10 protein-coding genes, 1 tRNA gene and 1 pseudogene are annotated in these 13,375 nt (G+C 59.9%); 6 read left to right on the forward strand and 6 right to left on the reverse strand.

The annotated features are described in order from the left end of the window. Window position 1 precedes the first annotated feature (1 nt). From fdhE to QMK58_RS14935, 5 genes and pseudogenes are all read left to right on the forward strand, one after another. Window positions 2-930: pseudogene (fdhE, locus tag QMK58_RS14915) on the forward strand (formate dehydrogenase accessory protein FdhE). A 51-nt stretch (window positions 931-981) separates the two neighbouring features. Beyond that, the gene (gene selA / locus QMK58_RS14920; RefSeq protein ID WP_320394899.1) at window positions 982-2,412 is read left to right on the forward strand and encodes an L-seryl-tRNA(Sec) selenium transferase; all 1,431 of its coding nucleotides are present in this window, start codon (window positions 982-984) and stop codon (window positions 2,410-2,412) included. Beyond that, entirely contained in the window at window positions 2,409-4,316 is a 1,908-nt protein-coding gene (gene selB, locus QMK58_RS14925; protein ID WP_320394900.1) for a selenocysteine-specific translation elongation factor, read from the forward strand. Before selA ends, selB begins: the two co-directional genes overlap by 4 nt. Before the next feature lie 6 nt (window positions 4,317-4,322). Then, window positions 4,323-4,418: transfer RNA gene (locus QMK58_RS14930), tRNA-Sec, on the forward strand. A gap of 109 nt (window positions 4,419-4,527) precedes the next feature. Continuing rightward, window positions 4,528-4,743: a hypothetical protein gene (locus QMK58_RS14935; RefSeq protein WP_053160191.1), complete on the forward strand. Its 216-nt coding sequence runs from the start codon at window positions 4,528-4,530 to the stop codon at window positions 4,741-4,743. A gap of 330 nt (window positions 4,744-5,073) precedes the next feature. Here QMK58_RS14935 and gltS read toward each other — a convergent pair whose 3' ends face one another. Together gltS and QMK58_RS14945 are read right to left on the reverse strand one after the other, a co-directional pair. Next, on the reverse strand, window positions 5,074-6,288 hold the full coding sequence (gltS, locus tag QMK58_RS14940) for a sodium/glutamate symporter (protein WP_320394901.1): 1,215 nt from the start codon (window positions 6,286-6,288) through the stop codon (window positions 5,074-5,076). Between the two features lie 166 nt (window positions 6,289-6,454). After that, a complete protein-coding gene (locus QMK58_RS14945) occupies window positions 6,455-7,012 on the reverse strand; it encodes an ATP-dependent Clp protease proteolytic subunit (protein WP_053160195.1) in 558 nt (185 codons plus the stop codon). A 372-nt stretch (window positions 7,013-7,384) separates the two neighbouring features. Here QMK58_RS14945 and QMK58_RS14950 point away from each other — a divergent pair, with 372 nt between their 5' ends. Beyond that, window positions 7,385-8,995, forward strand: coding sequence for a mechanosensitive ion channel family protein (locus QMK58_RS14950; protein WP_320394902.1), 1,611 nt, complete (start codon window positions 7,385-7,387; stop codon window positions 8,993-8,995). A 119-nt stretch (window positions 8,996-9,114) separates the two neighbouring features. On the opposite strand, the gene QMK58_RS14955 is transcribed toward QMK58_RS14950, so the two are convergent. The 4 genes from QMK58_RS14955 to QMK58_RS14970 are packed head-to-tail and all read right to left on the reverse strand — an operon-like array spanning window position 9,115 to window position 13,375. Further along, complete coding sequence (locus tag QMK58_RS14955) at window positions 9,115-9,324, reverse strand: hypothetical protein (RefSeq protein WP_320394903.1); 210 nt, start codon at window positions 9,322-9,324, stop codon at window positions 9,115-9,117. Window positions 9,325-9,355: 31 nt separating this feature from the next. Beyond that, window positions 9,356-10,831, reverse strand: coding sequence for a family 16 glycosylhydrolase (locus QMK58_RS14960; RefSeq protein ID WP_320394904.1), 1,476 nt, complete (start codon window positions 10,829-10,831; stop codon window positions 9,356-9,358). 39 nt (window positions 10,832-10,870) lie between these two features. Next, window positions 10,871-11,926, reverse strand: a complete 1,056-nt coding sequence (gene galE, locus QMK58_RS14965) for a UDP-glucose 4-epimerase GalE (RefSeq protein WP_053160200.1) — start codon at window positions 11,924-11,926, stop codon at window positions 10,871-10,873. Between the two features lie 30 nt (window positions 11,927-11,956). Beyond that, window positions 11,957-13,375, reverse strand: a complete 1,419-nt coding sequence (locus QMK58_RS14970) for an oligosaccharide flippase family protein (RefSeq protein WP_320394905.1) — start codon at window positions 13,373-13,375, stop codon at window positions 11,957-11,959.

Here is a 13,375-nt window from a genome sequence, read left to right on the forward strand (position 1 = left end):
GTTGCCAACCATCCTCGAACCCGGACAAATTGAAGCGGCGGCCAGTTCGCCGCCGTTTCTGCACCTGCCGCCGCACACACTTTTTGATCTGCGCGCCCAGCGCCTCGAACACCTGGCCGAGGGGCATCCACTGGCCGATTATCTGCGCCTCATCGCCGGGGTGTGCCGGGTGCAACAGCACGTGCTGGACAACCCGCCGCCGAGTGAACCGCTGGATCAACAACGCATCGAGGTGTGCCAGCAGCACGGCTTGCCCCCATTCGCGGCCGACAGTCTGGTCCGCGAGGAGGACTGGCAGCCGTATCTCGATGCACTGTTGGAAAACTACCCGGCACCGATGCAACCCGCTGTGGCCGACGCCCTGGCAGCGTTGGACCAAGCGAGCCCCGGTCAGCGACGCGCCCGGGCGGCCCGCACCCGGTCAGCGGCCAGTATTCGCTAGTACCGGCAGTGTTGGTGCCGTTTCTCGGTGCGGCCCTGCAAACCGCCTGGAGCCACTGGCTGTTGAGCACGCCCAACCTGCAACTCAAGCCCGGCGACAGCCTCAGCCAATGCCCGGCCTGCGGTTCACCGGCCATGGCCGGGGTGATCCGCAATCGGGGCAAACACAACGGTTTGCGCTATCTGGTCTGTTCCTTGTGTGCCTGCGAATGGCATGTGGTGCGGGTCAAATGCGTGTACTGCGAACAGAGCAAGGGCCTGGACTACCTCAGCCTTGAGGACGATCGCCACGCCGCCAATCAAGCGCCGTTGCGCGCCGAGATGTGCCCCAGCTGCAACACGTATCTGAAATTGCTGTACCTGGAAAACGACGCCCATGCCGAAGCGCTGTCAGCGGATCTGTCCAGCCTGATACTCGACATGCGCCTGGCCCAGGACGGCTATCAGCGCCTGGCACCCAATCTGTTGCTGGCACCGGGAGACGAATGATCACAGGGTCTACACTCTGGCGCGTCGGTCTTTCGATTTCAGGAGTGTCAGATGTCCGCCAGCGGTGCCAGCCATCCCCTGCGTTTGCCTTCCATTGACAGTCTGTTGCGTCACGCGGCGTGCCAGCCGTTGGCCGAGCGTTATGGGCGCGACGCGTTGCTCGCGGCCCTGCGTCAATTGCTCGACGAGCTACGCGAAGATGTTCAGCAGCGCGTGCTCGCACCGGCTGAAGTCACGCCCGAGGTGCTGGCGGGCAGAGTCGGCGAGCGACTGGCCGGCCAACATCGCAGCCATGTCAGGCGGGTGTTCAATCTCACCGGCACCGTCCTGCACACCAACCTCGGACGAGCGTTGTTGCCCGAGGAAGCGATAGATGCGGTGCAAATGGCTGCCCGCTATCCGCTCAACCTGGAATTCGACCTGCAAAGCGGCAAGCGCGGCGACCGCGACGATTTGATCGAAGGCCTGATCCGCGAGCTCACCGGCGCCGAAGCCGTGACCGTGGTCAACAACAATGCCGCCGCCGTGCTGCTGACCCTCAACAGCCTGGGGGCGCGCAAGGAAGGCATCATCTCCCGGGGCGAGCTGATCGAAATCGGCGGGGCGTTTCGCATCCCCGACATCATGGCCCGTGCCGGGGTAAAGCTGCACGAAGTCGGCACCACCAACCGCACCCATGCCCGCGACTATGAAGCGGCCATCGGCCCGCGCAGCGGCTTGATCATGCGTGTGCACGCCAGCAACTACAGCATTCAGGGGTTCACCACGAGCGTGCCGACTGCTGAACTGGCACAACTGGCCCATCAACATGGGTTGCCACTGCTCGAAGATCTCGGCAGCGGCAGCCTGTTGGACCTGACCCGTTGGGGTTTGCCTGCCGAGCCGACGGTGCGTCAGGCACTGCTCGATGGCGCGGACATTGTCACCTTCAGCGGCGATAAACTGCTCGGAGGGCCGCAGGCCGGGTTGATTGTCGGAAGCAAAGCGCTGATCGCCAAGATCAAGAAAAACCCGCTCAAACGCGCGCTGCGCGTCGACAAACTGACCCTTGCCGCCCTTGAAGCTGTATTGAACCTGTACCGCAACCCGGACCGTTTGGCCGAGCGGTTGCCGAGCCTGCGCCTGCTGACCCGTCCGCAAAAAGAAATTCTTGCCCAGGCTGAACGCCTGCGACCGGCGCTCGCCCAGGTATTGGGTGACGCTTGGGCGGTCAGTGCTTTACCGGCTCAAGGCATGATCGGCAGCGGCAGCCAACCGGTGGCACGACTGCCCAGTGCTGCGCTGTGTCTGCGCCCACTCACCTCAAAACGTTTACGAGGGCGCACCTTGTTGAGTCTTGAGGAGGCTTTTCGAGGTCTGCCGATTGCCGTGCTTGGGCGTATTGACGATGACGCCCTGTGGCTGGACCTGCGGCAACTGGATGACGAACCAGCGTGGCTGGCACAGCTCGACCAGCTGCACCTAGAGGGTCGGGCAGGGTGATTGTCGGCACCGCAGGGCACATTGACCATGGCAAGACCGCTTTGCTTCAGGCGCTCACTGGCCAGGCTGGCGACCGCCGCCGGGAGGAACGCGAACGCGGCATGACCATCGACCTGGGTTACCTCTACGCGGCGCTGGAGCCGGGCGCGGGCCTGACCGGTTTCATTGATGTACCCGGTCATGAACGCTTCACCCACAACATGTTGGCTGGCGCCCAGGGTATTGATCTGGTGTTGCTGGTGGTGGCCGCCGATGACGGGGTGATGCCACAGACCCGCGAACACCTGGCGATTGTCGAACTGCTGGGCATTCCCAGAGCAATCGTTGCGATCAGTAAATGCGACCGGGTCGATGGCGACAGAATGAAGGTCGTCCGAGAGCAGGTTCGCACACTACTAGCGCCGGGGCCCTATGCCCAAGCGCCGCTGATTGCGTTGTCGAGCATCACCGGCGAAGGCATCGAAACCTTGCGCCAACAGCTGTTACAAGCCCAACGAGAAGTGCAACAGCGCGGCACCGAAGGCGGTTTTCGCTTGGCGATTGATCGGGCATTCAGCATTGCTGGCGCCGGTATCGTGGTCACGGGTACGGCGTTGTCCGGGCAGGTGGCGGTGGGCGATACGCTGATACTGGGACCGCAAGGCAGGCCGGTGCGCATTCGCGGATTGCATGCACAGAACCAGGCTGCGGTCACCGCGTTTGCCGGTCAACGCGTGGCCTTGAACCTGAGCGCCGAACGCCTGGCGCTGGAGCAGATTCATCGCGGTCACTGGTTGCTTGCAGAGTGGCTCTACGCGCCAACCCAGCGCCTGGATATCGACCTGCAGTTACTCGCGGGCGAAACGCGGGCTTTCGAGCACTTTCAACCGGTTCATGTTCACCTCGGCACGCAGGACGTGACCGGGCGAGTGGCTCTGCTTGAAGGTTCCAGCCTGGCACCCGGAGAGAGGATGTTTGCGCAGCTCTTACTCAATTCACCTGTACACAGCGTGAAGGGTGATCGGCTGATCCTGCGCGACCAAAGTGCTCAGCGCACCCTCGGCGGCGGCCGGGTGCTCGATCCGTTTGCGCCCACTCGGCAGCGGCGCAGCCCCGAACGCCTGGAACAACTACAGGCCTTGGCGAACAGCGAAAAACCCGAAGATACCTTGCCTGTGTTGTTGGCCTTGAGCGACACCGGACTGGACCCGCAGCGCGTGGAGCGTCAGTTCAATCGACTGCGCAGCACCTGGGTATTGCCCGGCGACATTCGTCTTATCGAAACCCGCCAAGGCCCGTTGCTGTATAGCGCCACGCGTTGGGAAGCTTTAAAAGCGCCACTCCTCGCGCACCTCGCTCGCTTCCATCAAACGGAACCGGACCAGATGGGCCCGGACCGCGACCGCTTCCGGCGTTTTACCGGTACGGCGCTGGACCGCCCGACCTTCATCAGTCTGCTCGACGAGTTGTTGGCCAGCGGCGTCATCGTCAGTAGCGGGCCATGGCTGCACCTGCCCAAGCATCAGGTGCGCTTGAGTGAAGCGGACGAAGCCTTGTGGCTACAGTTGCAGCCGTTGTTCGAACAGGCCGGTTTCGACCCGCCATGGGTGCGCAACCTGGGGCATGACGAATCGAAAGTGCGCACGCTGCTGCGCAAAATGGCGCGCCTGGGTCTGCTGCATCAAGTGGTACGTGACCTGTTTTACACCGACAGCATGATCCGCCGATTGGCGGCTATGCTTGTGCAACTGGCGGCCGTCGACCCGGTGATTCAAGTGGCGGCGTTTCGCGATGCAATCGGTTTGGGGCGCAAGCGCAGCATTCAGATTCTGGAATACTTCGACCGTATCGGCTTGACTCGACGCATGGGTGATCGTCGACAGATTCGTCTGGACAGTGCACTGGCTCAACACACCGAGCCCTGACTTCAAGGAAGGCAATCGCGCCCGGTGGCGCGGCCGGGCTTCAAACCCGGTTGGGGACGGCGTCCGTTCCCGGGCAGGTTCGACTCCGGCTGCCTTCCGCCATTTTCCCGTCTGGCGCATCCCGCCCGGTGTGGTTCTTATCCATCTGAAACATAGGAGAAACATTCAACCCCTATGATCCCCCTCATCAAAAAGCGAGGGCAAACCAGAGATGAACCGGCCATCAAGAAGCATGCGTAAATTGCTCGACTCCGTCGCCTCCAATAATGAGGCCGCGGCGCTCGATGTGATGCGCGCAGCTGAGCAACTCAAGGACGAAGTGCTGCGTCAACGGTTGCTCAACCTGATTCACCAGTTGCATCAGGACGCCAATGACTTGCGAATGGCGCGGGATGAGATCCAGGGCGGAACGATCAAGCTGGCCTAGACGAGCGATTGAATAACAAAAAAAAGCCACTCGATCGAGTGGCCTTTTTGTTCAGGGGGGTTGCAAGGCCGGGCGTGATGACGCCTTCGCCAGCAAGCCGGCTCCTACGCAATCGAGGTCTGCCGCATACTTTGCAGGAGCTGGCTTGCCAGCGAAGGCGTCCAGCCTGACACACCGCATAGCCCGATTCGCCAGCAAGCCGGCTCCTACAGGATCGAGGTCTGCTGCATACTTTGCAGGAGCTGGCTTGCCAGCGAAGGCGTCCAGCCTGACACACCGCATAGCCCGGTTCGCCAGCAAGCCGGCTCCTACAGGTCAACAATACCGGGGCTAAAGACCACTGAACATGCCGATGATCACCGCGTTGACCAGGTCGATGAAAAAGCCGCATACCAACGGCACGATCAGGAAGGCCTGGTGGGCCGCACCGTACTTCTGCGTCACAGTCGTCATGTTGACGATGGCCGTTGCCGTGGAACCTAGGGTAATGCCCCCGAACCCGGAAGCAATAACGCTGGCTTCGTAATCGCGACCCATAAAGCGGAAGACCACAAAATAGGTGTAGAGGACCGTCAACAGAATCTGCAGGGTCAAGGCGCACAGAATGAACATCAACGCGCCGCTGAGTTGCCATAACTGAAGCCCCATCAGGGCCATGGTCAAGAACATGCCCAGGCAGATATCGGAGATCAGTGACAGGCCCAGGCTGGCGCCACTCCAGGATTTCAGCCGCTGATCACCCAGCACTGCCAGTACGATGTGGTGAATGACGATGCCCGCGAAGAGGCAACTGACAAATTTTGGCAAGGTAATGCCGGCATCGACCAACAGCAGGTTGAGTCCATAGCCGAGCATCAGCGTCAGGTTCAGCCACATCCAGGCCCAGAGTACGTCGTAGTAGTCCAGACCCTTGCTCGGTTGTTGCTCGAGAATGCCGACTTCCAGCGCCGCATCTCCGGAAGGCGTCAGACGATAACGGCGTATCAACTGGTTGGCGATTGGGCCACCGATCACGCAGGCGGCAATCAGGCCGACCGTATTGCTGGCGATCCCCAGTTCGTGGGCATTACTGATTCCCAGCTTTTCGACGAAAATCGGTGCCCAGGCCAGGGTAGTGCCGACCCCACCCGTGAGGGAAATCGAGCCCACCATCAAACCCGCCTTGGGATCGAACCCAAAGGCTTGGGCCACACCCATGCCCAGCGCGTTTTGCACAACGATGAACACGCTGGCGAGCAACAGTAGAATCAGCAGCGGACGCCCGCCCTTGATGAGTTGACGCATGTCCGATTTCAAGCCAATGCCGGCAAAGAAGTAGAGCAGTAACGTATCGCGAACCTGCAAATCGAATTCGATCTGAACATTCAGGCCGAAATACAGGAGGGTCGTTACCGCCGCACAGACAAACCCGCCCACGACCGATTCAGGAATACAGTACTGACGCAGAAAAGTGTTGTGCTGTACGAGGGTTTTACCCAGGAAAAGCAAGAGAATCGCAAGGGTAAAACTCACTAAGCCGTGAACTTGAAAGAGCTGGGAGGTCATCGAACGTCTGCCTGGAAATTCGGGGGGAACCATTATCAGGATATGACCGTTCAGAGTTCAGACCTGCGTCAATGAACGGTGATTGCACCATAGCAGGAATGCCCAAACCTTCCTGTTTGACCTAAAAATTCATTGCCTGTGGATGTTTGACCAAAGCGCAGTGTCATCAACTGCCACTGACTTTCCAGTGTTTGACATCGTCAGGGAATACCATCTGCTTCATTTCGTGGGCAATGCCGTAGGCCAGGGATTCGTGGGCGGCGATGACTTTCTCCTCGGCCGAGAGGCAATGGAAAATGTCGAGTTTGGTCGCTGCATCAGCGGTTTCGAGGGTGAAGATTTGCACGTAGCGCGCGAGGTCGTTGTCCAGGCTCGACAGGTATTCGCGCAGCCGTTGATGATCGACCGATTTCTGGCTGAAGTACCAGTTCATCGGGTGAATCAAGAAGCGCGAATGCGGCGAAGTGATGCGCAAGCCCGCCGCCAGAAACATGATGATGCCCATCGACTCTATGTTGCCGGTATTGATCGCGCATAACGGTACCGGCAATGATTTGAGAAAGGTATAAAGCGTGAACCCGAAGTTGGTGCTGCCACCGCTGGTGGACAGATTCAAGAGCAGCGACGTTGCGCCTTGATCAATGGCTTCAAGACAACAGTCCCTGAAGCGCTCGGTCGTTGCCTGATCGATCTGGCAGTGAAAATGCACGATGTGTTCGGTCATCGACTGACTTCCCGTGTTCGATGCATGGAGGGTTCTTCTTTGAGTCCTACAGTCCCGTAAAAGTTGTCTGTTTGCTCCTTAAACAAAGCGCACGGTGTGTGCGGTTTACCCATGTCCGCCAGTCGTGCAGAGCTGTTTTAGATGGAACTAAAGGGCGAAATCCACTGGTCGCACCCTTGATCAATTCGTTCAATCTTTGGATTTTCCACGTCCTGCGAATTATACGAGCCCGTGCTCGTGGCTAATTAGAGGTGAACAAAGCGTTGCGTTCTCTCCCAGTCCGTCTTCTGCGAAATCTGACAACCGTTCATCGCTGAACTACGCTGCGATACAAACCTTCGAGCTGAATTTTGTGAAGTAAGGAACTGACCGATGCGGAGCGGGGTGCTCGCTGTATTGTTGACTGTGTTCGGTCTGTTCTGGTCAGCGCTGTCATGGGCCGATGAATCACCGAAAGTAATCGATGCGCCTGCTGAACTGAAAATCGCCAACCGCAGCATCATGGTGTTCCATGCGACGATTCTTGGCGAAGCACCGGCCTCGCGGGTCAAACGGGCCAAAGGGGTTATCGGCGAAGCCCTGGATGAAGCGGATGACCTGCGTGTCACCGTCGATCCTGTGCTGAAAAGCTACATGGTGCTGTTGGGGAGCCGTCGTGCCTTTATCGTGTCGCCCAAGGATTTCGATGAAACCCAGTACGAATCGGCCCAACAGGCGGCCGAAGCGGCGGCGGAAAAACTTCGTCAGGTCGTCGGCGAAGTCCAGGAGGGCCGCAGCCTGCGGTTGATCCTTCGGTCGGTGGCGGCGGCATTGCTCGCCACGGGCGTCTACCTCGGGCTTCTGTTGTGCATGGTGTTTCTGCGCCGACGGTTGCTCAAGCGACTGCCCGAACTGATGCACAAGCACACGCAAGCGATCAAGGTCGGGCGGGTGCCGTTGTTCGACTCCAAGTTTCTTTTTCCGCTGGTCAGCCGTCTGCTTGAGTTTCTGCGCTGGGTCATCGTGGTGTTACTGACGTATGAATGGCTGGGGTTTGTGCTGTCGCGTTTCCCCTATACCCGTCCGTGGGGCGAAAGCCTCAACAACTATCTGCTGGAAGTCGGTGATTATTTACTCCAAGGCATCCTCGGCGCGATACCCGGCCTGGGCGTGGCATTGGCGATCTTTTTCATCGCCCGCGGCGCTACGGCGTTCATGCGCCGGATCGTGCGTCGCATGGCTATGCCCGGCACCTTCAGCTGGCTCAACCATGAAACCCTGCAGCCGACCCAACGCCTGACGTCGCTGGCGATCTGGCTTTTTGCCTTGGCCATGGCCTATCCCTATCTGCCGGGCGCGGGGACCGATGCATTCAAAGGCTTGTCGGTGCTGGTCGGCTTGATGATCTCGCTGGGTGCGTCGAGCGTGGTCGGGCAGGCCGCTGCCGGGCTCATCCTCACGTACACCCGCACCTTGCGCCCCGGTGAGTTCGTGCGCATCGGCGACCACGAAGGGACGGTCACCGAATTGGGCATGTTCACCACCACCATTCGCACCGGTCTGGGCGAGGTCTTGACCCTGCCCAACTCGATGATCACCGGCACGGTCACCAAGAACTATTCACGAGTGGTGCAAGGCCCCGGTTATGTGGTCGACACCGTGGTCACCATCGGTTACGACACCCCTTGGCGGCAAGTGGAAGGGATGTTGCTGGAAGCCGCCAGGCGCACGCCCGGCATTCTCGAAACACCGCCGGCGCAAGTGTTTCAAACGGCATTGTCGGATTTCTACCCGGAATACCGCCTGGTGGCCCAGGCCATTCCAAGCCAGCCACGACCGCGCGCGGTGCTACTCAGCATGCTCCATGCCAACATCCAGGACGTGTTCAACGAGTACGGCGTACAGATCATGTCGCCGCACTACCTGGGCGATCCGCAACAGGAGAAGTGGGTGCCCCAGAACAAGTGGTATACGGCCCCCGCACAAGAACCCAAGGATCTTTGACCGTCATTGAAAGGGAATCCGCATCATGCTTGAGTTTATGCTCCGCGCTTGCGGACCGACCCGGAAATAGCGGTGTTCCTGGCCATTGGCTTCAAGAGCGGCCCGGAGTTTTTCGGCAGCTAACCCGCGGCACGCTTGAGCGGGTGCGGGTTGGCGTTGTCGCAGGTGCTGCGGTTGCCCAAGGTGAATTGCCCGGCGGCGCCGTGGGACATCAGAAGCTGATCACGGTTTTCGATGCGACTGTCGAGCACCCGCAAACTGCGTGCAGCCGATGGCGCCTGCGCGGTGGCGCAGTGAGTTAGAGCGCACAGGCCGGGCTGCGTAGGCAATAGTGGCCATTCAGTCAAAGTCTGACGTGCCTCAAGGGTTTCGGTGCCAGACCTTGATGTAGTCGACTCTGAACGTGGAAGGCAGGTCGGCGTCGTCCACTACGCCAAACCATTCCCAGAACGCCTCGCTGTCAAAGACAATCTGCATCGGGAAATGCCAGTGAGTGTTTTTCGACTCACGGACCAACACACCGTCGACGTACCAGCGCAGGGTGTCCGGCTGCCAGTCAAATCCGTACACATGGAAAGTGCTCGCCAATCGCCAGGGCGCGACCCAGGTGCTGCCATTGGCTACGTGCTCTTTGCTTTGCGGTGTGGCCCAGATGTGGCCGTTCATGTTGTACGTCCGGTCGATACCGGGTCTTTTGGTATTGCCGGTGATCTCGAAGATATCGATTTCAGTAGCGTTGTCCTCCAGGCCGGTCCATGCCAGCCAGAATGCGCTGGAGCCTGCCGATGCCATCGGTTTGGCGCGGGATTCGTAATAGCCGTAGAAGCCGCGCTCGTTGGTGCGCACCATCGCCGAGGAGTAGTCCTTGAACCCCAGACGCACGTACTTTTCCGGCAAAGTCTGCTTGCGAAAAACGATGTTGAGATTGCCGTTGCCGACCGTTGCATTCTCGCGCATGAACAACGCCGGCTTGCGCCCCAGGGACTCGTTGCCAATGGCATTGTTGACATGCCAGCGATCCTCATCAAGACGGCTGCCATTGAAGTCATCGGACAGTTGCGGGTCGAGTACCCAGCGCCCGGCATTGGCCTGGTCCGACAATGGCAGGTCGGGATGTGTGCGTTGCGGCACGCTGCCCAGCGGGCCGACCCGGGTCCAGGTGTCGGCTTGTTTGGGAATGCTCACCGACCATTTGTTAGCCAGGTATTCGAACACGCCCTGACGCTCCTGTTGCGTCACCAAGGGGCGGTCATAGATCAACACTTCAGCGATGTCACCGCGAAAGATTTCAGTGGTGCCTACAACATTGCGTGCGACCGCGTATGGGCCGATGGGTACATCGCTGAGCTCGAGAAACGATAGCGTCGGCTCCAGCGCAGTGATTTGCTCCAGGCTGATGGCGAAATTCGGCGGCACGTTATCGTTATCGGCCAGTACCGGACGCGAACTGAACACCCGTTGCCAGGTATCGCCACCGGCCTGTTCGGGCAACCGGCGGTACACCAAAAACACACTCACCGGCCCTTTGGCCGTGCGGATCGCTTTGCCCAGAAAGGCTGAAGTGCCATCGAAGCGCACCACGGCATTACCATTCAAGGCGTTGTCGACACGCAGCGGCAGGGATTGGGCTGCCGGGTCATCTAGGCTGGGATCGTTGGCTTTGCCCGATTTGTCGCGCCAACGCAGCACCCGGTTCTGGCTGTTAAGCGTCATTTTTGTCGCGTCGGCGCCATCAAGCCAGAGCACCAGGCCTTCGGCGGTCGGGCGAGCAGTTGCCGCCCACGCCGAACCCGCCATTGCGAGCAGCAGAACACCCAGTAAACAGTCCCTGATCATGAGAATTTCCTTGCCGGCAATGGAGAGTCGAGCAGCCCGTCACCGGATGGCGACTTTGGCCATGGGCTGCGATGTGTGGCGATAGCCATACGGGTTGCTCGATTGCCAGCGCCAGCTGTCGAGGATCATCTGCGGCAGGTTGCGCCGGGCGCACCAGCCCAGTTCCCGCCGGGCCTTGCTCGCATCAGCCCAGCATTGGGCAATGTCGCCGGCACGGCGCGGGGCGATGTGGTAAGGCACGCTGATCCCGGTGACATCCTCGAAACTGCGAATGATCTGCAGGACGCTGTACCCGATCCCCGTGCCGAGGTTCCAGACATGAATGCCGGGATCGCCCTGCAAGAGGTGCAATGCCTTGAGATGCCCCTCGGCCAGGTCGACCACGTGGATATAGTCACGCACGCACGTGCCGTCGACGGTGGGGTAGTCGTTGCCGAATACCGTCAGCTCGGGAATGCGTCCGATCGCCACTTGGGTCACACAGGGCAGCAGATTGTTCGGCTTGCCGGTCGGATCCTCGCCAATCAATCCGCTTTCGTGAGCGCCTATCGGGTTGAAATAACGCAGCAACGCGATGCTCCAGCGCGGTTCTGACCGTGCGAGATCGCTCAACAACTGTTCGATCATGAGCTTGGAGCGGCCATAAGGACTGGCCGGTTCACCTGTGCCCAGGTCTTCGAAAATCGGAATCTGCGAAGGCTCGCCGTACACCGTTGCCGAGGAGCTGAACACCAGTTTGAACACGTTGTACCGCGCCATCACCTGGCACAGGTTGAGCGTGCCGACGACGTTGTTGGCGTAGTAATCCAGGGGTTGCTGCACGCTGTTGGCCACAGATTTGAGGCCGGCAAAATGCACCACGGCATCAATGTCGTAGCGGCTGAAAATTTCCTCCAGCAACGGCGTGTCGCGAATATCGCCTTCGATGAATTCGATCGACGTATGGGCCAGGTGCTCCAGGCGCTCGATAGACTCGTGACAGCTGTTGCAAAGGTTATCCAGCACCAGAACCTGATGGCCGGCGTCGATGAGGGTCAGGACGGTGTGGGAACCGATGTAACCGGCCCCACCCGTGATCAGCGTGGTTTTTTGCATGGCGGTCGTTCCTGTTTCAAGAAGTCAGGGTCAGCGAGCGGTGAAAACCAACTTGAATTCCTGGGGCCAGCGCGGATGCAGCACGCTGTAGGCCATCGCATAGGTGACGGCACCGATGGCGATGTTGCCCACCAGGTGCAGGTAGCCCTGCAAGGCCAGATGCGAAGACGCAAACAACACAGCGGTGGCCATGACCAGCGAGGCGATCACGCTGCGATAGCTGGATTCGAAAAACGCATCCCAGCCGTAACCGATCGCAGTGTTCAGGCCTCGGACCTGCAGGGGCGTGATGATCAGCATGCGCACCAGCAAGGCCAACGCTGCGCCCATGCCGCCGTAGACAGGGCCCATGGCGTACACCAGCGCGAGGGCGAGCAGGGTGGTGATCACTTCGGCCTTGAGGGTGACGCGGGTATGGTTGACCGCGACCAACGCCGTGGTCGCATACATGGCGAGGTTGCCGAGTGCGGCAGTGCCGGCCAGCACTTGCAGCAGGGGTACGGCAGCAGCCCACTTGGCGCCGAAAATCAGCAGGATGATGTCTTCGGCCGTCAACGCAATTCCGAGGAAAAACGGCGTCAGCAGAAACCCACTGATCGCCGTCGAATCACTGATCATGCCGATCAGTCGCGGTGGATCGCCAATGCGACGGGCGAACACCGGCAGCGCATAACTCATCAGGCCGTTGTAGATCGCTGTGCGCGGCAAGTCGATGATGCGCATGGCCAGATTGAACATGCCGACCGCATGGGCGCCGGCCGTCATGCCGAGTACCACGTTGACCCCGCGCTGCAGGGTTTGCGAGCTGAGCACGTTGATCGCCACTGGTGTCCCGGACTTGAGCAGTTCTCGCAGGATCGGGCCGTCAATGCAAAAGGCAATGCGGCGCCGGTCTGCGAGCATCAGTACGACCACGCAGACAAAATCCATGATCAACGCCTGCGCGATGACCGCCCACGGGCCATACCCCAGGAGCGCGACACCGATCCCGCCGACGCCCCCGGCAATTTTCCCCAGCAGCGTGCGCGAGGCCAGCCTCTTGAAGTTGCTGGTGCGCCGCATCTCCACGACATATACCCGGGCCATCATGGTGAAGAGGATCTTTACCGAGGCCACCGCCGTCATCCATTGCAACGCCGGTGACGGCGTATACAACACGGCGGCGAGGGAGATTACGACAATGGACGCCAGGCTGATCAGCACGGCGAACCAGAATGTCGTACTGATATGCTTCGCCTCCAGGCGCTCCATCCGTACCAGCGGATCCTCCAGCACCGACGAGTAGAGCATGCCAACGATCTCGACGATCGCGATGATCACCGTGCCGATCCCCAGTTCCGTGGGAGTCAGCAACCTGGCGAAGACGACAAACGTGATCATCGACAGGAAGATCAGACCGAATTTCTCGGTGAAGATCCAGATCAATGTCACCAGACGATGATTGGCCAT

The sequence above is a fragment of the Pseudomonas sp. P8_241 genome (assembly GCF_034008315.1).
GTDB lineage: Bacteria > Pseudomonadota > Gammaproteobacteria > Pseudomonadales > Pseudomonadaceae > Aquipseudomonas.